Here is a 20,180-nt window from a genome sequence, read left to right on the forward strand (position 1 = left end):
TGTTGCAGGCGCGTCACAGGGGTTGTGCGGGAAAGCGTCAGAGCCTTACACCGGCCTGACCAGGTGCCGCCTCAGCGGTTCTTGTTCACCGGTTTGCGCTTCTCGATGAACGCGGCCATGCCCTCGGAGCGGTCTTCCAGCGCGAAGGTCGAGTGGAACAGGTTGCGCTCGACGCTCATGCCCTCGGCGAGCGTGGTCTCGAAGGCGCGGTTCACCGCTTCCTTGGCCATGGCGACGGCGGGCCGTGACATCGACGCGATCTTTTCGGCGGCCGCCATCACCTCGTCCATGAGCTTGTCGGCGGGCACGATGCGGCTGACAAGGCCGCTTCGCTCGGCTTCCGCCGCATCCATCATGCGGCCGGTGAGGCAGAGGTCCATCGCCTTGGACTTGCCGATCGCGCGGGTCAGGCGCTGGGTGCCGCCGATGCCGGGAATGGTGCCGAGCGTGATTTCGGGCTGGCCGAACTTGGCGGTGTCGGCGGCGATGATGAAGTCGCACATCATGGCGAGCTCGCAGCCGCCGCCGAGCGCGTAGCCCGCGACAGCGGCGATGGTCGGCTTGCGGCAGCGCGCGACGCGGTCGCCGCCGATCGCGGCGAAATCCTCGGAGAACATGTCGATGAAGCCCTTCGGCTGCATCTCCTTGATGTCGGCGCCGGCGGCAAAGGCCTTCTCGCTGCCGGTCACGACGATGCAGCCGATGGCATCATCGCCCTCGAGATCGTCGACGGCGGCCGCAATCTCGCGGAAGACGCCGAAGGAGAGCGCATTGAGCATCTTCGGCCGGTTCAGCTTGATGATGCCGACCGCGCCTTGGCTTTCGACGATGATGTGTTCGAACGTGCTCATGCTCCACCCACGCTTCTGATTGGGCGGGCAATGTGCCTGCTGCCGCGGTGGGCTTCAAGGGGCCCCGAAAAGCTGCCGGAACAAGGCCGCCCGGGACGCGCAGCAAACTGCGCGTCCCGGGCGAGGTCCGTCGGGCCAAAAGATCAGGCCATAAGATCAGGCCAAGAACTCAGGCCAAGAGATCAGGCCATGAACATCCGCGCGGCGGAGGCCAGGGTCAGCAGCGTGCCGACGCCGATGAAGATCTTGCCGATCAGGGAGCTCTGGTCCCAGGCCGAGCTCTGGTGGCTGCTCGCCATCACCGGCGCGGGTCGCGGCTGCGCGTCGGTTGCGGCGATCACCGCGTTCTGCTTCTGCGCCGGCGGGCTGTCCTGTTGCAGGGCGCGGTCGAGATCGTTGAGCTGGTCGGGCGCCACCACCTGGCTCTCGGCATTCGGGGCGGCGGTATTATCGGCCGCTGCCTGGACGTTGTCGTTGGCGCGGTCCGTCATCGCGGAGGCCGCAGCCGCGGGCGGCGTATCGGCGGCGGCGAGCTGAGCCTTAGCGTTGGCGACCTCCGGCGGCATCTGGCTCGAGGCCGGCACATCGCCACCAGCCTTGTTGTCGGCCTTGCTGTCAGCCCTGGCCGCATCGGTCTTTGCCGCAGCGTCCGTCTTGCCGGCCTTGTCGTCGGAGGACTTCTGCGCCGTCTTGCTGCTGGTGCGGCGCGCAGAGTGACGCCGGTGCTTGCTCGGCTGGACTGCATCAGCCTGTTTGCCTGCGCTGTCCGATGGGCTGCTCGCAGCCGAACTCGGCGCCGCCTGTGCAGCGCCTCCGAACAGCAGGAAAAGCCCGGCCAAAAGAATCAGGGCAGCGCGCCCGCTGGCTTTGATCATGTTGACGATCTCCCCAATCCACCCATGCCCGGACCGAACAGAGACGCCGTGGCGTGACGATAGCGGGGCAAAAAATGGGAATCTTCGGGCTAGACCGGGCAAAAACGGGGCAAGCCGCCCCTTCGCGGCCGGTCGCCGGATGCGAACGGGACCGATCGGTGTTATGAGCCGTCGCGGATTTCCACGGCCGCATTGGACGGTGGCACAGCGTCAATCACGAAACCGTGATCGTACCGGTGCCGGCGTAACAAATTGAAAGAGCGGCCGAATTGCATGATGAGGGCGCGGGTGCGCGGACGTGAGGACGAATGGACCGGCCTGATGCGGTCGGCCATGGCGGGCGATGATGCGGCGTATCATCGCCTGTTGAAGGCGGTCACGCCGGTGCTGCGCGCTGCCGCGAGGCGCGGGCTGGCGCGGGCCGGCCAGCCTCCCGACCAGGCCGAGGATATCGTGCAGGAGATTCTGTTGGCGGTGCATCTGAAGCGGCACACCTGGGACAGCGAAGCCCCCTTCGCACCCTGGCTGTTCGCGATCGCCCGCAACAAGCTGATCGATGCGCTAAGACGACGTGGCCGGCGGGTCTTCGTCAACATCGATGATTTCGCCGAGACCCTGCCGGGCGAGACGCCGCAGGAGACGGCTTCGGCGGGCGAGGTCACGGCGCAGCTCAACACGCTGCCGCAGCGCCAGCGCGACGTGTTGCAGTCGATCGCGGTCGACAGCGCGTCGATCAAGGACACGGCGGCAAAGTTTTCGATGAGCGAGGGCGCAGTACGGGTCGCGCTGCATCGCGGGCTTGCGGCGCTCACGGCCAAACTGCGGGACCACTAGTCATGGATACCGATCAACTCATTCGCTCGCTTGCGGCCGACAACGCCCATCGCACCCCGCGCGTCGGCGCCGTGCTGACCATGGCGCTCCTGGTCGCCGCGCCGCTGTCGATCCTGATCTTCGCGACGTTCCTCGGCGTGCGGCCCGACGTGATGAGTGCCATGCACAACCCGTTCTTCGACATGAAGTTCGCCGTGACGCTGTCGCTCGCGATCCCCGCGATCATCGTCAGCCTGCATCTGTCGCGGCCCGAGGCCTTGCTGCGCGGCTGGGGCTGGCTATTGCTGCTTCCCGTCGGCCTTCTTGCGGTCGCGATCGGCGGCGAGACGATGATGGCGCCGGCCATGCCGATGTCGATGCGCTTGATGGGCAAGAACTCCAGGGTTTGCCTGCTGGCGATCCCGGCGATGTCGCTGCCGCTGCTGGCGGGGGCGCTGTTCGGCCTGCGCCACGGCGCGCCATCGCACCCCGCGCTCGCCGGTGCGCTCGCCGGCCTGGTGTCGGCCGGGCTCGCTGCGACGCTCTACGCCTCGCACTGCACCGACGACTCGCCGCTGTTCGTCGCGACCTGGTACACGATCGCGACGGCGCTGGTAGCCGCGATCGGAGCGCTGCTCGGGGCGAGGGTGTTGCGGTATTAGGCCGCGGGCGTCGTGCCGTGCTGCATGCGGTGGAAACGCAGCACCTGCTGCGCGGTCGATGAGCGCAGGGCCTCGTAGGTATCGCGCAGCGTCAGCATGTCGGTCTGCGAGCCGCCCGAGAGCTTTTCGCGCAGGGCGATGATTGCGCGCACGCTCGCCCACGACATGCCCGCGACCTTGGCGAGGATCATCACGCCCTCGGTGCGGCTCTCGATCATCATGTTCTCGGCGGTCTCGACCGCAACGCCGGCGAGCGCCGCGAGGCCCGCATTGGTCTCGTCGAACTTGCCTTGCTCGGCGAAGGCGGTGACCTGGAATTCGTTGAGGCGGCCGTCCTCGTGGAGCGACTTTACCAGCGCGCGCGCTATCTCGGTTTGCCGGGTCATGGCCGCGGCGCGGACCCGCTGGGCCGCTTCCTGGACCACGCTCGACACCTCGTCCGCGAGCTCCGGATGCGCGGCCTCGAGCTTCCTGCGCACGCTCAGGGACGCCTTCGCGACCAGCTTCAGGTAGTGATGGCGCGGCAGGTCGGGCCGCAGGCCGATGCATGTGGCGAGGTCGTCGTCGCGCTCGGCCCGCGTGACGAGGTCGGAGAGGCTGTCCTCGGAGAGCTGTGCGCCGGGATTGCTGACGGTCGATTGCACGACGTCCTCGTTGCCGCGCGTCACCAGCACGTCGGTGAGTGCTGCCGACAGCACCCGCCGCAGCGAGATCGCCTTCAGATGCGCCTGGCTCCGCGTGCGCGCGATCTCGATCAGGGTCGCCTCGTCCAGCCGTTCCGATTTCGACAGCACCGGTCCTGCGACCTCGATCACCTCGTCGAGCGCGAGCGTGCGGATGATCTTCGGCGGTGCCGCCGCGATCGGTGCGAGGCGGTCGGCGAGCAGCGTCCTCGCCGAGGTCTCGATCTGTTCGATCAGGCACTGGAATACGTCGTCGAACACGCGGATGTGCTCGTCGGAGTAATCCACTGCATTGCCCACGAACAGATCGGTGACGCGGCGCAGCGCCTCGACCCGGCGCGCAACGGTGCCGTGCGAGAGCGCAGCCTGCAATTCCTCGAGCAGGTTCTCGGATGGTCTGGCGGATCTGGATATCATTGCCCTGTCCTGGAGCGTTTGGTCCGGCGGCGGCTTCTCACGTGCCGGAGAAAATGGGTTGGTCAGTTCGTTGCAATACGGTTGCGGCCTTGCGCCTTGGCTGAATAGAGCGCGCTGTCGGCGCGCGCGAGAAACGTGTCGGCAGTATCAACGTCGCGCAGCGTCACGACGCCCGCGGAAATCGTCACGCGCATGCCGGGGGAGAATGCGCTCCAGTCGAGATCGGCGACGATGCTGCGCAAGCGCTCGAGCATGCGCGAGGCCGCCTCGCCGTCGGTGTCCGGCAGCAACAGCAGGAATTCCTCGCCGCCGTAGCGGCCGAAGCAGTCGGTCGGGCGGATGTTGGCGAATATGGTGATCGCGAAGGTGCGCAGCACCTCGTCGCCGATGGGATGGCCGTGGGCATCGTTGATGCGCTTGAACCAGTCGAGATCGATCAGCGCGATCGCGCAAGATGTCGATGCCCGCCGCGACTTGTCCATCTCGACGTCGAGCAGTCGCATGATGCAGCGGCGGTTGTAGGAGCCGGTCAGCTCGTCGAGCTCGGCCAGTTCCTCGATGCGCTGATAGGCAGCCTTCAGCTCGATGCTGCGCTGGTACAGGATCTTGCGTAGCGTGGCGCCGAACAGGCCGAGGAAGGCGCACTGGCCGATCACCAGCACGAAGCACAGCATCGAGGCGGTCCGCTGCAGCCGGGTTGCAACGGGCATGCCGATCGGCAGGTCGGAGGCGAGGAAGACGGCGGCAAGGCCGATGGCTGCGAGCGTCCAGGTGATCATCGCCTGGGCCGAGGTCATGCGCAGCGTGCCGAAGGCGAAGATCAGGAACAGCACGCAGATGAAGGCGATGCCGATGGTCGGGACCGACAGCAGGAACACGAATTGCAGCGCCATATGCGCCGAGATCTGGAAGACGGTGAGATAGTGGTCGGTGAATCTGTCGCCGACGCCGGCTTCCGACAGCACGGTGAACGTGCCGATGATCAGGAGGCCGCCGAACCAGAACAGCGAGGCAATGTCGACCGAGATCGCGCCGTCATAGGCGTAGATCAGCAGGACCGAGGCGCCGAGCGAGTAGCTCGCCACCTGGCCGACATACATCTGGCGGCGCTGCCGGGCCCGGCGCTCCCGGACTTCGGGGGCCGCCGCCTCGGGCGCGAGAGCGAGTTCCGCGACCTCAGCGGCATTCCTCTCCGGAAAGGACGTCGCGGCCGTGTTCATGGTCCCGCCAATGGTGGATGTCAGCCCAAAAATCTACGTGGCAAGCCTTTAGGTTTGGTATCCTTTGGAAGCGAATCCGAACCGTGCAGCGCAGAACAGGGTGATGTCGGTCGCTGGGGGAATTTGCCGGCGATTAGGCATCGTTTGCGATGCGGTCGAGCCAAAGCAGGCCTTCGTGAGACATACGTCGTGCAGGACTGCTATGGAACCGAACTTGGTCGGCCCGCCCGTGACCGGGCAGGCGTTCCGCAGGGAAATGTTGCAGTATTATGTTACCGATCTGGATCCAAACGGCCGACCCGCACGGGCGGGACAGGAAAAATCCGCGTATGTGGGGTAGATCACACAAGCTCCCGTATGACTGCGGTAGGTTGAACAATTTTGCACCTGCCGTCGAACCGTCCGCTGCATCGACCCGACCAACCTTGCGAGACGGCCTTTGAGCGTGACACAGGCGGCTTCGGACGAGATCCTCATCGCCAGGATCGCTCAGGGTGACCGGCTTGCCATGCAGGTGCTGTACGGGCGGTACCATGTCAGGGTCTACAGGTTCGGCCTCAGGCTCGTACGGGACGAGCAGGCGGCGGAAGACCTCATCAGCGAGGTGTTTCTCGACGTCTGGCGTCAAGCCGGCAAGTTCGAGGGTCGATCCGCAGTTTCCACTTGGCTGCTGGCCATTACCCGATTCAAGGCCCTCTCGGCGCTCCGGCGCAGGAAGGACTTTGAGTTGGACGAAGACGCCGCGAACGCGATTGAGGATACGTCCGACAATCCGGAAACGGTGGTGCAGAAGAAGGATACCAGTGAAGCGTTGCGGGAGTGTCTGACGGGCCTTTCGCCGGAACACCGGGAAATCGTCGATCTCGTCTACTACCACGAGAAGTCCGTGGAAGAAGTGGCCGAAATCGTCGGGATACCGGAGAACACTGTAAAGACGCGCTTGTTCCATGCGCGCAAGAAACTGGCCGAACTGCTGAAGGCAGCCGGCGTTGAGCGAGGCTGGCCATGATGGCTTTGAGCAAAAAGATGCTGGAGCAAGAGCCCAGTGAGATTGAACTGCTGCTGCCGTGGCACGCGGCCGGCACGCTGAACGCGCGCGACGCCCGCCGCGTCGAGGACGCGCTGGCGCGTGATCCCGAGCTCGCGAAACAATATGCCGCGATCCGCGGCGAGTACGAAGAGACCATCCATCTGAACGAGAGCCTGGGGGCTCCGTCGGCACGCGCGATGCAGAAGCTGTTCGGCGCGATCGACGCCGAGCCGGCGCGTGAGACCGGATCGCTGCCGCTGTCGGCGCGCATCGCGACCTTCTTCGCGAGCCTGTCGCCGCGGACCCTGGCCTGGTCGGCGAGCCTCGGTGCAGTCGCGCTCGTGCTCCAGGCCGGCATCATCGGCGCGGTGCTGATGAAGACCCAGCCCACGACCTTCCAGACCGCCTCGCTTTCGACCAGCGCGCCGATCACGCGCGAGCTTGGCGCTGCCGTTGCGCCGGCGCGCGCGCTGGTGCGCTTCACGCCCGAGGCGCGGGTCGCCGACATCACGGCGCTGCTCGACAGCTACCAGGCCTCGATCATCGGGGATGCCAAGGGCGGCATGTTCCGCCTCCAGTTCGACAAGGCGATGAGCCAGGACGAACTCGCCTCGCTGCTCGGCAGGATGCAGCGCGAGAAGTTCGTCAACCTCGCCGTCGCGGCGCCGTAAGGCGCCGCTGAACCGATGACGCGCAAGTCCGAGAGTAAGTCGCGAGCCGGGGCCTACGCTTCGTCGGTCGGAGCCGCGCTCCTGCTCGCCGCCAGTCTCGGCGTCGAGGTTGCGCAGGCGCAGGCGATCATGCGCACGCCCACGATCAGCGTTCCCTCGCGCACGCCGACCATCTCTCCCAACGTTGCTGCGCGGGCGGTAAGCATTGATCGCGGCCCGCGCACGACGACGACCGCACGTATCTCTACGCCCCGAATCGGGCCGGCGCCGGTGCTGCCTTATGCGCGCTACTCGCCGAACCTGTATCCGTCCTGCACGGCACCGTACCGCGACGCCGACGGCGAATGCCTGGCGCAGCCAAATACAGGCGGTGACGGCGCCGGCAAGTCCGGCAAGAAGAGCGCGGGCAAGGGGCGCGGCAACAACACGCCCGTCGCCCTGAACCAGCGCATCTTCGCAGGCGAATTCGTCGCCGAGATCGACGGCGCGCTATCGGTGACCGAAGCCGACGAGCTCGCGCGTCGCCACGGCCTCGCGCGCGTCGCGTCCGAGAATTTCCCGCTGATCGGGGCGACCTTCGGCCTGTTCCGCATCACCGACGGCCGGCCCGCCGAGACGGTGCGGCGCGAATTCGCCGCCGACGGTAGCGTGCGCTCGGTCCAGCCCAACTTCCGCTACGTGCTCCAGGACCAGAAATCCTCCGTGCCGACCGAGGGCGATCCCGCGCAATATGTGCTGACAAAGCTTCGCCTCCCGCAGGCGCACACGCTGGCGCACGGCGCCAACGTGACGGTTGCCGTGATCGACTCCGGCATCGACGCCAAACATCCCGAGCTCGCCAATTCCATCGCCGACAATTTCGACGCGCTCGGCAGCGCCGAGGGCCCGCATATTCACGGCACCGGCATCGCCGGGGCGATCGTGGCGCATGCCCGGCTGATGGGCAGCGCGCCCGAGGCGCGCATCATCGCGATCCGCGCCTTCGGCGGCACCACGGGTGGCGCCGAGAGCTCGTCCTATATCATCCTGCGCTCGTTGAACTACGCCGCCGAGCATGGCGCGCAGATCGTCAATATGAGCTTTGCAGGTCCGAAGGATGCCGTGATCGAGCGGGCCATCGCGGCGACCGCGGCGCGCGGCCTCGTGCTGATCGCGGCCGCCGGCAATGCGGGTGCGAAATCGCCGCCGCTCTATCCCGCCGCCAATCCCAACGTGATCGCGGTCAGCGCGACCGACCAGCAGGACAAGCTGTTCACCGCCTCGAACCGCGGCAACTACATCGCGCTGGCGGCGCCGGGCGTCGACATCTTCCTGCCGGCGCCGGAAGGCAAATACCAGATGACGTCGGGAACCTCGTTCTCGGCGGCCTATGTCTCCGGCGTCGCGGCGCTGCTGCTCGAGCGCAACTACGCGCTCAAGCCGGAGGCGCTGCGTATGACGCTTGCGAAGACCGCGCGCGATCTCGGCTCACCCGGGCGTGATGATCTGTTCGGCGACGGCGAGGCCGATGCGTTTGCCGCGATCATGGCTGTTCCCGCCGACAGCGCGACGCCGGTTGCGGCTGCGTCCGGTACAACAAAACGTGAAGATGGGCAGCCACGTCGCGACGAGCCCGGCATCCGCGCGATCGAGCAGCCCTCGCTGTCGAGCTCGGATGATAAATCCACGATTTCTCAGGTGGATAGGCCGGCGACGCGATAGGCGCTGCGACAACTTTGCGCGCGGGTCGAAGGTTAAATAATCGAACGCCGCATTGAACGTTCAGCCGGCTGCCACGACCAAATTATGTGGGAGCGGTCATCCCTCCCCATCAGTCATATCAGGCGCGAGCGCCCATCCACCCCAAGCGCCCATATGGCTCGACCCGTCCGGTTGTCCCCCCGGACGGGTCTTTTCTTTTCGGGGCATCCGATTCCTTGAAGCCGTGTTTGAGATCAGCTTCCGGTTGAGCGATCGCGTTTGCGTTCATCGCCATCGGTCGGCCGGCATCTCGCACGCCCGCTATGCTTGTGCGAAGCTTGACTCGAAAACACAGCAAATCTCCGCACGACTACGGTCTTTGACGACGAACGAGGTGTCGTTGCTGGACAAGTCAAAACTTTTCCACAAAATATTCATGTCGCGTCTAAATTGATTCGTGTGCGTTGCGTCCCCCGCGTCCGTATTTTTCTCCTGACGGGCTGGTCCATGACACATCGCCAAGAGTCTGTTCGCGATCTTGTTCGCGGCGCGGCTGGTAGCCGTGAGATCGCGGCACGCTGGTGCGTTCTCGCGGAACAGCGGCTGCAACATCTCTCCGAAATGTTCGAGACCGGACGCTGGCGCCGCTATCACTCCGAGATCGCATTCCTCGAAAACATCCAGGAAGCCAAGCGCGCCGTCCAGACCTGGCGCGCCATCGCCACCGGCGGGGACGTTGCCGCGGCGGCCGCGAGCGTCACCCCCGCATTCGGCTGGTCGCCGGCGACAATGCCCCGCATGGCGCCGCGCGAGCAGCAGGCCCAGACCATGCAGCCGAAGGCGGTCCACATCGCCCCCGAGACCGCCGTGCCGGTCAGGCTCGCCCCCACGCCGAATGTGCTCGCCGAGGTGACCGAAGCCCCGCTCGTGCCGCTCGCTCCCAGCGCACCGCTCGCGGCGCCCGCTGCGGTGGCATCGTTCACTGCACCCGCCGCCGTCCCCCCGCTCAAGGCTCCCGCGGCGAGGGCGCTGCCGACGGTACCTGTCGTGAGGCCGCCGTCCGCAGCGCCTGCTGCGTTGGCGCCGCGCACCGCGCCTCCCGTGAGGTCGCCGTTCGCCGAACCCGCTGCAATAGCATCGGTTGCCGCACCTGCAGTGAAGGCGCCTGCCGCGGTGGCAACGCTGCTGCAGCAATTCTCGCCCCCGGCGGACGAAATCGTCGCCGCCCCCGAGCGCGTCGTCGAATTCACCCTCAGCCTCGACGGCATCGAAGCGAAATACCCGCTGCTGCGGAATACGTTCTAAGAGGAAAGGTGAGGCGGCCGCGCCTTTTCAAACCCGTCATCCTGAGGTGTGAGGCATGGGACGCAACGCGTCCCATGGGGAGCCTCGAAGGATGAACGGCCCGTCCGCTGCCGCGCAGCTACCGCCGCACCGCGTTCCCGCCGACCACCACCTGCGCAAAGCGCTGCGCGCCGTCCGCCGCCAGATCCGCCGTCACCGCGCGCGCGTGATCGAGGCCGACCACAGCGCCACGCGGGGTCTCGGAGATCATGTTGTTGTTGACGAGCGCGGTGCCGGCGCCCGGCACCACGGAGACGCCGATTCCGGCCAGCGCCTTGCGGATCACGTTGCCCGTGATCGCGACGTCGCGCAGATATTTGCCCCAGCCGGCGACGATGCCGTAGGACGGCGCGTTCTCGATCACGTTGCCGGTCACCGAGGTATCCGCCTCGATGTAGATGCCGACGCCGGCATCGTCGTCAGGCGCGGTGCCGATCGGCCGCTTCGGGATCAGATTGCGGATGATGTTGCCCTGGACCACCGCGATGCGGCCGCCCTCGTTGAAATTGCAGACGGAGACACCGACGGCGGCGCCGTCCACAATGTTGTTGGCGATCACGGCGGCCTCGAACGCGAACTCGGAATAGAGCGCGACCTCGCGCACATCGCTGACGCTGTTGCCTGTGATGTGGATGTTGGAGGCGGAATTGCCGCGCACCGCGGAATAGTCGCAATTTTTGATGCGGTTGCCGCGCACGATCACATTGCCGGCGCGGAAGGCGTTGATGGCGTTGCCGTACTGGCCGGAGCCGCCGGGGCCGGCCTTGATGTCCTCGATGCGGTTGTCTGCGACCAGCGTGCCGTCATCGCCGATCGCGCTGCGCAGGATCTCGATGCCGTTGTCGTTGGTGCCGATGATGGTGTTGCGGGCGACGCTGAGGCCCTTGGCGTCGAACGAGACCACGGCCGTCACCGCGATGCTGGTGAAGATGTTGCCGGAGATATCGCCTGAGATCTGCTCGAGCCAGATGCCGCTGCCGCCGGAGCCTGTGATCTCGCAATCGGTGATGCGGACGTCGCGGCCGCCGAGAACGTGGATCAGTCCGCGCCGTGTCGGCAGCGGGATGCCGCCACCGTCGAAGGTGATGCCGGAAAGGCCGATCGCATCGGCGCCGTCGCTCTGGATCGCCGACGGCCCGCCGGTGAAGACGAATTTCGTCGCGCCGCGCACGCCGATCAGTTGTGTGCCGTTCGGCAGCCGTAGCAATCCGCTGCGGTAGACGCCTGGCGGCAGCGCCAGCGGCATCTGCGCTCGCGCGGCCTCGTCGATGGCGCGCTGGAGTCCGCGGGTCTGGTCCTCGCTGCTGCCGGGCCGCACGCCATATTGCGTGGCATCGCGGCCGAGCAGCGACGTCAGCGGCGCCGCGCGCGCAGCGTCGACCGGCATGGCCAGCGCGCCGGCGATGCCGGCGGTCGAGGCTCCGATGAGATGACGCCGGTTGAGGTCCATGGATGCGTCCTCCGGCGGACGCGGGAAGTGTCCGCAGCGGTTAGGTAGCGCAGAAATGGCGCACGGCGGCCGGGGCGATGAGGATTGTTCGCGGTAGGGTTAAATGTTTACGCAAAGCGAGGTGCCGTAGGGTGGGCAAAGCGCAGCGTGCCCACCATTGTCACCCGGATTGAAAGAGAAGGTGGGCACGGCGCAAGTGCGCCTTTGCCCACCCTACGAAGTGCGGGCCTTCCGGGCCAATCGCACCATTTCCATCAGCATGGCTTCCCCGGCATCCACCAGTTCCTCCAGCGTGATCCGTGGCGCACCCTTGAGCCGCACTGTACCGCTGCGCGCAAGCAGCGGAATATGGATGAACGCCGCCAGCCGTGGCCCGCCGTCCCTCGCGTTCTCGATCGCGCGCCAGCTTAAGTAGTTGCAGAGATAGGCGCCGGCATCGCGCGAGGCGCGTGCATCGATGCCGGTGAGGCGTGCGGCGCGCAGCAGCCTTGCGGTGTGCGGGCCGAACAGCATCGCATCCGCATGGCCGGCGATGCCGCGCTTGCTCGAGCGCGTGTTCGCGGCATCGGGCCAGAGCATGGTGACCGCGTTGCGCGCGCGGGTCTCGACGCGCAGGTACGAGGTCCGCGCCGCAAGGCCGAACATCAGCAGCGCGTCGGGCTTTTGCGCCGCGAGCACCTCCGGCAATTGCCGGTCAACGGCGGCATAGGTCACAGGGAAAATGTGGGTCGCAAGTTCGACGTCGTCGAGTGCCGGGCGGCGCAGCCGCGCCAGCCGTGCCACCAGCGGCTGTGTCGGGTTATAGGGCGCGCCGGGGAAGGGACCGAAGCCGGTCAGGAGAACGCGGAGCTTTTGGCTCATTGCAGCAGCCCCAGAATCTGCTCGGCGGCGAGCGCCGGCGTGAGATGGCCGTCGGCGACTTCGGCCTCGATCTTCCGAACCTTCGTGCGGACCGATGCCTCGCTGCGCAGCCGCGCCAGCATGCGCTGCTCCAGCATCGACCACATCCATTTCACCTGCTGCTCGCGCCGGCGCGCGGCGAAATCGCCGGACGCGTTCATCGCCTTGTGGTGATCGAGGACCTTTTGCCAGATCTTTGCGATGCCGTCGCCGGTCAGCGCCGAATAGGTCTCGACCGGCGGGTGCCAATGCTCGGACCGCGGCGCCAAAATATGCAGCGCGCTGCGATAGTCGGCGGCGGTGATGTTGGCGCGCTTGAGATTGTCGCCGTCGGCCTTGTTGATCGCGATCATGTCGGCGAGCTCGACCAGGCCCTTCTTGATGCCCTGGAGCTCGTCCCCGCCGCCGGGCAGCATCAATGCGAGGAAGAAGTCGGTCATGTCGCAGACCGCCGTCTCGGACTGGCCGATGCCGACGGTCTCGACCAGCACGACGCCGAAGCCGGCCGCCTCGCATAGCAGCATCGCCTCGCGCGTCTTCGCGGCGACGCCCCCGAGCGTGCCCGAGGATGGCGAGGGGCGGATGAAGGCGTCATCCGACGCCGACAGCCGCGCCATCCGCGTCTTGTCGCCCAGGATCGATCCGCCGCTGCGCGCCGAGGACGGATCGACCGCGAGCACTGCGACCTTGTGGCCCTGCTCGATCAGATAGGTGCCGAGCGCGTCGATGGTGGTGGACTTGCCGACCCCGGGCGAGCCGGTGATGCCGACGCGAAACGCCTTGCCGGTGTCGGGCAGCAGCATCTGCACGAGCTCCCGCGCCAGCGCCTGGTGGTCGCCGCGCCGGCTCTCCACCAGCGTGATGGCCCGGGCGAGGGCCGCGCGACTGCCGGAGCGGAGGTCGCGCGCGAGGGATTTGATGTCCAGTGAAACCTTCTTCTCAACCATGCCTTGCTTTACAACGCCCCGGCGGGGCAGGCGAGGGCCGCCCGCCCCCTATCACCGGGATGTTGCTGCCGCCGTCTGCACCGGTTTCACCTTGCGCCAGACCCACACCATCACTGGCCACAGCAGTGCGCCGATCGCCATGGCGGCGAGGATGGCAGCGACAGGGCGCTCGAAGAACGGCAGGATACTGCCGTCGGACTTGATCAGCGAGGTCACGAAGGCCTGCTCGACCATGGTGCCCATGACGATGCCGAGCACCATCGCGGCGACGGGATAGCCGTTCGCCTCCATCACGTAGCCGATCACGCCGAAGGCGGCGACGGTGACGACGCCGAACATGTTGTTGCCGATCGCGAACGAGCCGACCGCGCAGCACAGCATGATGATCGGCATGATGGCGGAGCGCGGTGCCAGCAGGATGTAGGCGGCGATCCGGATCATGGCGATGCCGAGCGGGATCATCAGGATGTTCGCGATGATGAACATCAGGTAGATCGCGTACATGCTCGACGCCTTCTCGGTGAACAGCGTCGGGCCGGGATTGAGCCCCTTCATGTAGAGCACGCCGATCGCGATCGCGGCGATGGTGTCGCCGGGGATGCCGAACAGCAGCGAGGGCACCCAGCCCGAGGCGATGCTGGCATTGTTGCTGGCGCCGGCCTCGACCAGGCCTTCGACATGGCCGGTGCCGAATTTCTCCGGCTCCTTGGAGAAGCGCTTGGACATCGCGTAGCTGACCCAGGCGGCCATGTCGGCGCCGGCGCCGGGCAGCACCCCGATGATGATGCCGACGATGTTTCCGCGCGTCATCTGCCAATGGTATTTCCTGGTCAGCTTCCACTGGCCGGCCATGATGCTTCCGAATTTTCGACGCGGCAGTGGAGGTGGTTCCGGCGTCAGCATCGCGCGCATCACCTGCGCCACCGCGAACACGCCGACCAGCGCCGGGATCGGCTCGATGCCGCCGAACAGGTCGGTAATGCCGAAGGTGAAGCGCGGCACGCCGCCGGGATTCTCGATACCGATACAGGAGACCAGCAGGCCGAGGAACATGCCGGCGATCGCCTTCACCGGCGAGGAGCGCGCGACCAGGGTGGCGCACATCAGGCCGAGCAGCGCCAGCCAGAAATATTCGAAGGTGGAGAACGACAGCGCGACCTCAGCGAGCGGCGGCGCCAAGATCATCAGCGACAGCACGCCGGCGATGCCGCCGACCGCTGAGAACCAGACGCCGGCCCCGAGCGCCAGCTCGGCCTGGCCCTTGCGCGTCATGGCATAGGCTTCGTCCGCATAGGCGGCGGACGCGGGCGTTCCGGGAATGCGCAGCAGGGCGCCGGGAATGTCGCCGGAGAAGATCGCCATCGAGGACGCCGCGACGATGGTCGCGATCGCGGCGATCGGCGACAGATAGAAGGTGACGGGGACGAGCAGGGCGGTCGCCATCGTCGCCGACAGGCCCGGCAGCGAGCCGATGACGAGGCCGTAAACGGAGGCCGCGAACATCGCGATGACCACCTCCCAGGTGGAGATCAGCGCGAACGCTTCAATCAGGGTCTTCAGCATGGATCACCAGGGCGTCGGCAGCAGGCCGGCAGGAAGCGGCACGCGCAGCAGCTTGCCGAAGATGAGGTGGATGGCGAAGGGCGACAGCGCGGCGAGCGGCAGCGCCAGCTTCCACTTGGCGCCGAGCGCGGTCGAGGTCACGTAGACCATGATCGCCGCGGTGATGATGAAGCCGAGCCGGTCGGCGGCGACGACGTAGAACAGCAAAAGCGCCGGCGGCAGCAGCGCACGCAGGCCGTAGAGCTTGCCCTGCGGCGGCGGGCTTGCGGCCTGGCCGCCCTCCAGCGGGATCAGCTCTTCCTCCTCCTCGAAGGAATGGCCGATGCCGAACACGATCGCGAGCCCGCACAGCGCAAGCCCGGTGCCGATCACGAGCGGAAACACGTTGGGGCCGACCGGCTGCCCCGGCACCGGCGGCAAGATGTAGCCGCCATAGGCAGAAGCGGCGCCGAGCACGACGAGAAACGAGCCCGTGACGGAGTCGGGAAGACGCATGGGAGGAGTCCTGTGGGGTTTCTTCTCCCTCTCCCGTTCTTACGGGGAGAGGGGGACTTTCCGCGCGGACGGTGAGAGTTGGACTCGCGGAGACCCCCCTCACCCGAATTCGAGCGGAGCTCGAATTCGACCTCTCCCCGCACGCGGGGAGAGGTGAAGGTTCACGCCTTGCTCAAACCTGCGGCCTTCATCGCTTCGCCCATCTGGGCGTCGCCCTTGTCCATGAAGCCAGCGAACTGGCCGGCATCGCCCCACACCGTGCCGAAGCCGCGATTGCTCATGAAGTCCTTGAACTCGGCGGAGTCGTAGACCTTCTTCAGCGCCGCGGTGAGCTTCGTTGCGAGCTCCGGGGGCAGGTTCTTGGGTGCGCCGATGCCGCGCCAGGCGCCGGTCGCGTATTCGATGCCCATCGCCTCCTTCAGCGTCGGCACGTCCGGGAAGATTGGGTTGCGCGCCGGCGCCATGATGGCGAGGCTCCTTGCCTTGCCGGCCTCGATGATGGCGCGCGCTTCCGGCACCGAGCAGGTGGTAAGGTCGAGGCCGCCGGCGGCGAGATCCTGCATCGCGGGCGCGGCGCCGTTCGACGGCACCCAGGCGACCTGGTTGGCGGGCAGGCCCATCGCCTGCATCCAGCCGACCAGCGCCAGATGCCAGATGCCGCCCTGGCCGGTGCCCGAGGCCTTGAACTTGCCGGGCGGCGCGGCCTTGATCGCTTCGGCAAGGTCCTTGACCGTCTTGTAGGGCGAGGAGGAGGAGACCTGGATGCCGGGCGGGTCCTCGTTCATCAACGCCAGCGGGGTGTAGCTCTTCGGCGTCAGCTCGGTGAGGCCCTGCCAGTGCATCATCGAGATCTCGACCGTGAGCATGCCGATCGTGTAGCCGTCGGGCTGCGCAGTCGCGATCGCGGTATGGCCGACGACGCCGGAGCCGCCGGTGCGGTTCACCACGTTGAAGGGCTGGCCAAGGTCCTTTTCCAACAGGGCTGCGACAATGCGCGCAGTCGCGTCGGTGCCGCCGCCGGCGCCCCAGGGCACGATCACGGTGACCGGCCGCGCCGGATAGGCTTGGGCGCGGGCGGGCGTGAGACCGAATGCGGCGGACGCCGCGACCGCGGCGGATGAAGCCGCAAAAGCGCGGCGCGTAATCTTGGACATGAATGCCTCCCAGCGGCGCCCGTGACACCGGGCGCTCTTAATGACGGCATTCTAGTCAGCTTTGCAGCGCGGCTGCAAGGTAGCGCTACCAGAGCGCTGTGAGCAATGTGTCGCTGCTCACGCGATGATCATTGCGGTTCTTCCACATCGCCCTTCGGTCGTGCGCCGCCGAAAATGCGCGTGCCTTCCGCGGTGAGGTAAGGCTTCAGCGTCTCCCACGGCACGAATGCGACATATTCGCCTTCGGCGTAGGGACCGACCGCGTAAGGCGGATAGTGGAACGTGAGCCCGGAACTCTTGCCGGCTTCGGTCGACGGGGCGAGCGTCACCGCGCCGATCTTGAGCAGGCTCGGCTCCACGCTCTTGAACCACTCGTCGGTTGCGGTCTCGCTGGTGTCGCGCTTCTTCTTCTCGGCCTTGAGCGAGGCGATCACGGCTTTCAGCATCGCCTTCATGGTCGGGCCGCCATCGGCGGTCTCGTTGAAGAACGGGCGGATCGAGATGCGCTTGCGCTCGGTCTTGTCCCAGAGGATCGTGTTCACGTCCGAATTGGGATGGGCGCCGTGGGTGTCCATGTAGTCGTTGCGCAGGATGCTGGCATAGCGGTCGGCAACGACCGAGCGGATCGCATATTTGCGCTCGAAGTCCCAGCCGCCGTCCTTGAAGAACTGCGGATCTTCTTTGCGCGCGGCGGCGGCCTCGGCCGCGTTCTTGTCGAGCCACTTCCTGCCTTCGGCCAGGCAATCCGCCGCGAGCGCTGCATCCGCCTTGATCCTGTCGTCGAGGAAGACGCGCGCCTCGATGCTCTTGGTCTTGACGACGGCGTCGGGCTTTGGATCCGCGGCGAAGGCGGAGATCACGCACGTTGCGCTAAGCGCCATGGCGACGCTCAAACCGATCATGAACTTCAAGGGGAGTGCTCCTTACGTGAGCGTCAGAATATTTCGAGGATGTCGTCTGCGATCTGCTGCGCAGAGTGGGGGGAGGCGGAGCGCCGGACAGTCGCCTGCGCCTGCAAGCCGGTCGCGTCCTCGATGATCTGCTCGACGTCGATCAGGTTGAGCAGCGAGAAGGAGGCCTCCGGTTCGACCTCGACCAGGACATCGATGTCGCTGTCCGGCCGATAGTCGGCGTCGGCCCGCGAGCCGACGATGGCGAGCTTCGAGACGCCCTTGGCTTTGATGGCATCGGCGTTCTTGCGGATCGCAGCGATGATCTCATCACGTGTCATGAAGACAACCCGACCGGTGATACGGCCAGCGTAGCATCTACTCCGCCGCCTCGCTATGCCCGAGCCGGGCGTTCAGCTTGCGGATCAGCTCCTCGGCGGCGTCGGCGATCACCGTGCCCGGCGGGAAGATCGCTTCGGCACCGGCCGCGTAGAGCGCCTCGTAATCCTGCGGCGGCACCACGCCGCCGACGATGATCATGATGTCGTCGCGGCCCTGCTTCTTCAGCGCGGCCTTCAGTTCAGGCACGGCGGTGAGGTGGGCCGCGGCAAGCGAAGAGACGCCGAGGATGTGCACGTCGTTCTCGACGGCCTGTCGCGCCGCTTCATCGGCGGTGGCAAACAGCGGCCCGATGTCGACGTCGAAGCCGATATCGGCGAACGCCGAGGCGATCACCTTCTGGCCACGGTCGTGGCCGTCCTGGCCGATCTTGGCGACCAGGATGCGCGGGCGGCGGCCTTCCGCCTCCTCGAAGGCGTCGATCAGCGCCTGAACCTTCTCGACCCGGTTACCCATGCTGGACGCCTCCCGCTTGTAGACGCCGGTGATGGACTTGATCTCGGCGCGGTGCCGGCCGAACACCTTCTCCATCGCGTCCGAGATTTCGCCGACGGTCGCCTTGGCCCGCGCCGCGTCGATGGCGAGCGCGAGCAGGTTGCCGTTGCCTTCGCCGGCCGAACGCGTCAGCGCGGCGAGCGCGGCATCGACGTCCTTCTGGTTGCGCTCGGACTTCAGCCGGGTCAGCTTGTCGATCTGGAGCCGGCGGACGTTGGTGTTGTCGACCTTGAGGATATCGATCGGGGCCTCGTCGGTCGGCTTGTACTTGTTGACGCCGATCACCGCCTGCTTGCCGGCGTCGATGCGGGCCTGGGTCTTGGCGGAAGCCTCCTCGATGCGCAGCTTGGGCACGCCGGCCTCGATGGCCTTCGCCATGCCGCCGAGTTCCTCGACCTCCTGGATGTGGCTCCACGCCTTCGCGGCGAGATCGCGCGTCAGACGCTCGACATAATACGAGCCGCCCCAGGGATCGATGATGCGGGTGGTGCCGCTCTCCTGCTGGAGGAAGAGCTGGGTGTTGCGGGCGATGCGGGCCGAGAAGTCGGTCGGCAGTGCCAGCGCCTCGTCGAGCGCGTTGGTGTGCAGCGACTGGGTGTGGCCTTGCGTGGCCGCCATCGCCTCGACCGTCGTCCGCATCACGTTGTTGAAGACGTCTTGCGCGGTCAGCGACCAGCCCGAAGTCTGGCAATGCGTGCGCAGCGAGAGCGAGCGCGGGTCCTTCGGGTTGAACGGCTTGAGCAGCTTCGCCCACAACAGGCGCGCGGCGCGCATCTTGGCGACTTCCATGAAGAAGTTCATGCCGATCGCCCAGAAGAACGACAGCCGCGGCGCGAAGCGGTCGACGTCGAGGCCTGCGGCAAGTCCGGCGCGCAAATATTCGACGCCGTCGGCGAGCGTATAGGCGAGCTCGAGATCCTGCGTCGCGCCGGCCTCCTGCATGTGATAGCCGGAGATCGAGATCGAATTGTATTTCGGCATCTTCGTGGAGGTGTAGGCGAAGATGTCGGAGATGATCCGCATCGACGGCGCAGGCGGATAGATATAGGTGTTGCGCACCATGAACTCTTTCAGAATGTCGTTCTGAATGGTGCCCGAGAGTTTTTCCGGCGGCACGCCCTGTTCGCCCGCGGCGGCGACGAACAGCGCGAGGATCGGAAGCACCGCGCCGTTCATGGTCATGGACACGCTCATCTGGTCGAGCGGGATGCCCGCAAACAGCGTGCGCATGTCGTAGATGGAATCGATGGCCACGCCGGCCATGCCGACGTCGCCGCCGACGCGCGGATGATCGCTGTCATAGCCGCGATGGGTGGCGAGGTCGAAGGCGACCGAGAGGCCCTTCTGTCCGGCAGCTAAGTTGCGGCGATAGAACGCGTTGGAATCCTCCGCCGTGGAGAAGCCGGCATATTGCCGGACCGTCCAGGGCTGGTTGACATACATGGTCGGGTAGGGGCCGCGCAGGTAGGGCGCGATGCCCGGATAGGTCTCGAGGAAATCGAGCCCGGCGAGGTCGGCCTCGCCATAGGCGGGCTTCACCAGGATGCCCTCGGGCGTCAGCCACGGCTCGGCGCTGCCGGCCGGCGCGGCGGTGGTTGCTCTCTCGAAGGCGACATCGGCGAAATTGGGAATGCGGCTCAT

At 66.5% G+C, this 20,180-nt stretch carries 19 protein-coding genes; 6 read left to right on the forward strand and 13 right to left on the reverse strand.

Annotation, left to right across the window (positions count from 1 at the left end; genetic code table 11):
- Positions 1 to 71 precede the first annotated feature (71 nt).
- Both AAFG50_RS13970 and AAFG50_RS13975 read right to left on the reverse strand, forming a co-directional pair.
- The gene (locus AAFG50_RS13970; RefSeq protein WP_011085820.1) at positions 72 to 851 is read right to left on the reverse strand and encodes an enoyl-CoA hydratase; all 780 of its coding nucleotides are present in this window, start codon (positions 849 to 851) and stop codon (positions 72 to 74) included.
- Between the two features lie 182 nt (positions 852 to 1,033).
- The gene (locus AAFG50_RS13975) at positions 1,034 to 1,726 is read right to left on the reverse strand and encodes a hypothetical protein (protein ID WP_028172305.1); all 693 of its coding nucleotides are present in this window, start codon (positions 1,724 to 1,726) and stop codon (positions 1,034 to 1,036) included.
- A 288-nt stretch (positions 1,727 to 2,014) separates the two neighbouring features.
- Between AAFG50_RS13975 and AAFG50_RS13980 the strand changes: the two genes are divergently transcribed.
- Together AAFG50_RS13980 and AAFG50_RS13985 are read left to right on the forward strand one after the other, a co-directional pair.
- The gene (locus tag AAFG50_RS13980; protein WP_028172304.1) at positions 2,015 to 2,560 is read left to right on the forward strand and encodes a sigma-70 family RNA polymerase sigma factor; all 546 of its coding nucleotides are present in this window, start codon (positions 2,015 to 2,017) and stop codon (positions 2,558 to 2,560) included.
- A gap of 2 nt (positions 2,561 to 2,562) precedes the next feature.
- Positions 2,563 to 3,201: a DUF1109 domain-containing protein gene (locus AAFG50_RS13985; protein ID WP_011085823.1), complete on the forward strand. Its 639-nt coding sequence runs from the start codon at positions 2,563 to 2,565 to the stop codon at positions 3,199 to 3,201.
- Here the strand turns inward: AAFG50_RS13985 and AAFG50_RS13990 are convergent.
- Positions 3,198 to 4,301, reverse strand: a complete 1,104-nt coding sequence (locus AAFG50_RS13990; protein ID WP_028172303.1) for a DUF2336 domain-containing protein — start codon at positions 4,299 to 4,301, stop codon at positions 3,198 to 3,200. The two genes, AAFG50_RS13985 and AAFG50_RS13990, sit on opposite strands and share 4 nt — an antisense overlap.
- A gap of 62 nt (positions 4,302 to 4,363) precedes the next feature.
- Positions 4,364 to 5,521 carry a GGDEF domain-containing protein gene (locus AAFG50_RS13995; RefSeq protein WP_028172302.1) on the reverse strand — a complete coding sequence of 386 codons (1,158 nt, stop codon included), beginning with the start codon at positions 5,519 to 5,521 and terminating at the stop codon, positions 4,364 to 4,366.
- Between the two features lie 439 nt (positions 5,522 to 5,960).
- Here AAFG50_RS13995 and AAFG50_RS14000 point away from each other — a divergent pair, with 439 nt between their 5' ends.
- The 4 genes from AAFG50_RS14000 (at position 5,961) to AAFG50_RS14015 (ending at position 10,207) form a co-directional block, all read left to right on the forward strand.
- The gene (locus AAFG50_RS14000) at positions 5,961 to 6,530 is read left to right on the forward strand and encodes a sigma-70 family RNA polymerase sigma factor (protein WP_028172301.1); all 570 of its coding nucleotides are present in this window, start codon (positions 5,961 to 5,963) and stop codon (positions 6,528 to 6,530) included.
- Positions 6,527 to 7,222: a hypothetical protein gene (locus tag AAFG50_RS14005; protein WP_011085827.1), complete on the forward strand. Its 696-nt coding sequence runs from the start codon at positions 6,527 to 6,529 to the stop codon at positions 7,220 to 7,222. Before AAFG50_RS14000 ends, AAFG50_RS14005 begins: the two co-directional genes overlap by 4 nt.
- 15 nt (positions 7,223 to 7,237) lie before the next feature.
- Positions 7,238 to 8,923: a S8 family serine peptidase gene (locus AAFG50_RS14010; protein WP_028172300.1), complete on the forward strand. Its 1,686-nt coding sequence runs from the start codon at positions 7,238 to 7,240 to the stop codon at positions 8,921 to 8,923.
- Positions 8,924 to 9,409: 486 nt separating this feature from the next.
- Entirely contained in the window at positions 9,410 to 10,207 is a 798-nt protein-coding gene (locus AAFG50_RS14015) for a TIGR03809 family protein (protein WP_049832423.1), read from the forward strand.
- A 118-nt stretch (positions 10,208 to 10,325) separates the two neighbouring features.
- Here the strand turns inward: AAFG50_RS14015 and AAFG50_RS14020 are convergent, their stop codons facing one another.
- The 9 genes from AAFG50_RS14020 to scpA form a co-directional block, all read right to left on the reverse strand.
- Positions 10,326 to 11,696 carry a TIGR03808 family TAT-translocated repetitive protein gene (locus AAFG50_RS14020; protein WP_028172298.1) on the reverse strand — a complete coding sequence of 457 codons (1,371 nt, stop codon included), beginning with the start codon at positions 11,694 to 11,696 and terminating at the stop codon, positions 10,326 to 10,328.
- Between the two features lie 213 nt (positions 11,697 to 11,909).
- The gene (locus AAFG50_RS14025) at positions 11,910 to 12,557 is read right to left on the reverse strand and encodes a pyroglutamyl-peptidase I (protein ID WP_028172297.1); all 648 of its coding nucleotides are present in this window, start codon (positions 12,555 to 12,557) and stop codon (positions 11,910 to 11,912) included.
- Positions 12,554 to 13,543: a methylmalonyl Co-A mutase-associated GTPase MeaB gene (gene meaB / locus AAFG50_RS14030; RefSeq protein ID WP_028172296.1), complete on the reverse strand. Its 990-nt coding sequence runs from the start codon at positions 13,541 to 13,543 to the stop codon at positions 12,554 to 12,556. Before meaB ends, AAFG50_RS14025 begins: the two co-directional genes overlap by 4 nt.
- Before the next feature lie 51 nt (positions 13,544 to 13,594).
- Positions 13,595 to 15,106 (reverse strand): tripartite tricarboxylate transporter permease, encoded by a 1,512-nt coding sequence (locus AAFG50_RS14035; RefSeq protein ID WP_011085833.1) that lies wholly within the window; start codon positions 15,104 to 15,106, stop codon positions 13,595 to 13,597.
- A gap of 3 nt (positions 15,107 to 15,109) precedes the next feature.
- The gene (locus tag AAFG50_RS14040; RefSeq protein ID WP_011085834.1) at positions 15,110 to 15,601 is read right to left on the reverse strand and encodes a tripartite tricarboxylate transporter TctB family protein; all 492 of its coding nucleotides are present in this window, start codon (positions 15,599 to 15,601) and stop codon (positions 15,110 to 15,112) included.
- Between the two features lie 161 nt (positions 15,602 to 15,762).
- Complete coding sequence (locus AAFG50_RS14045) at positions 15,763 to 16,755, reverse strand: tripartite tricarboxylate transporter substrate binding protein (protein ID WP_028172295.1); 993 nt, start codon at positions 16,753 to 16,755, stop codon at positions 15,763 to 15,765.
- Between the two features lie 128 nt (positions 16,756 to 16,883).
- Positions 16,884 to 17,657 (reverse strand): RsiV family protein, encoded by a 774-nt coding sequence (locus AAFG50_RS14050; protein WP_028172294.1) that lies wholly within the window; start codon positions 17,655 to 17,657, stop codon positions 16,884 to 16,886.
- A gap of 32 nt (positions 17,658 to 17,689) precedes the next feature.
- The gene (locus tag AAFG50_RS14055; RefSeq protein WP_011085837.1) at positions 17,690 to 17,986 is read right to left on the reverse strand and encodes a nucleotidyltransferase; all 297 of its coding nucleotides are present in this window, start codon (positions 17,984 to 17,986) and stop codon (positions 17,690 to 17,692) included.
- Positions 17,987 to 18,023: 37 nt separating this feature from the next.
- Complete coding sequence (gene scpA / locus AAFG50_RS14060) at positions 18,024 to 20,180, reverse strand: methylmalonyl-CoA mutase (RefSeq protein WP_011085838.1); 2,157 nt, start codon at positions 20,178 to 20,180, stop codon at positions 18,024 to 18,026.

Origin of the sequence: Bradyrhizobium sp. B039 (assembly GCF_038965675.1) — a bacterium.
GTDB classification, from domain to species: Bacteria; Pseudomonadota; Alphaproteobacteria; order Rhizobiales; family Xanthobacteraceae; genus Bradyrhizobium; species Bradyrhizobium diazoefficiens.

Bases quoted from the DNA above. Each gene is read 5' to 3' on its own strand.
- AAFG50_RS13970 (WP_011085820.1), bottom strand. From the start codon at position 851: ATGAGCACGTTCGAACACATCATCGTCGAAAGCCAAGGCGCGGTCGGC.
- AAFG50_RS13975 (WP_028172305.1), bottom strand. From the start codon at position 1,726: ATGATCAAAGCCAGCGGGCGCGCTGCCCTGATTCTTTTGGCCGGGCTT.
- AAFG50_RS13985 (WP_011085823.1), top strand. From the start codon at position 2,563: ATGGATACCGATCAACTCATTCGCTCGCTTGCGGCCGACAACGCCCAT.
- AAFG50_RS13990 (WP_028172303.1), bottom strand. From the start codon at position 4,301: ATGATATCCAGATCCGCCAGACCATCCGAGAACCTGCTCGAGGAATTG.
- AAFG50_RS13995 (WP_028172302.1), bottom strand. From the start codon at position 5,521: ATGAACACGGCCGCGACGTCCTTTCCGGAGAGGAATGCCGCTGAGGTC.
- AAFG50_RS14005 (WP_011085827.1), top strand. From the start codon at position 6,527: ATGATGGCTTTGAGCAAAAAGATGCTGGAGCAAGAGCCCAGTGAGATT.
- AAFG50_RS14010 (WP_028172300.1), top strand. From the start codon at position 7,238: ATGACGCGCAAGTCCGAGAGTAAGTCGCGAGCCGGGGCCTACGCTTCG.
- AAFG50_RS14015 (WP_049832423.1), top strand. From the start codon at position 9,410: ATGACACATCGCCAAGAGTCTGTTCGCGATCTTGTTCGCGGCGCGGCT.
- AAFG50_RS14020 (WP_028172298.1), bottom strand. From the start codon at position 11,696: ATGGACCTCAACCGGCGTCATCTCATCGGAGCCTCGACCGCCGGCATC.
- AAFG50_RS14025 (WP_028172297.1), bottom strand. From the start codon at position 12,557: ATGAGCCAAAAGCTCCGCGTTCTCCTGACCGGCTTCGGTCCCTTCCCC.
- meaB (WP_028172296.1), bottom strand. From the start codon at position 13,543: ATGGTTGAGAAGAAGGTTTCACTGGACATCAAATCCCTCGCGCGCGAC.
- AAFG50_RS14035 (WP_011085833.1), bottom strand. From the start codon at position 15,106: ATGCTGAAGACCCTGATTGAAGCGTTCGCGCTGATCTCCACCTGGGAG.
- AAFG50_RS14040 (WP_011085834.1), bottom strand. From the start codon at position 15,601: ATGCGTCTTCCCGACTCCGTCACGGGCTCGTTTCTCGTCGTGCTCGGC.
- AAFG50_RS14045 (WP_028172295.1), bottom strand. From the start codon at position 16,755: ATGTCCAAGATTACGCGCCGCGCTTTTGCGGCTTCATCCGCCGCGGTC.
- AAFG50_RS14050 (WP_028172294.1), bottom strand. From the start codon at position 17,657: ATGATCGGTTTGAGCGTCGCCATGGCGCTTAGCGCAACGTGCGTGATC.
- AAFG50_RS14055 (WP_011085837.1), bottom strand. From the start codon at position 17,986: ATGACACGTGATGAGATCATCGCTGCGATCCGCAAGAACGCCGATGCC.
- scpA (WP_011085838.1), bottom strand. From the start codon at position 20,180: ATGAGCCGCATTCCCAATTTCGCCGATGTCGCCTTCGAGAGAGCAACC.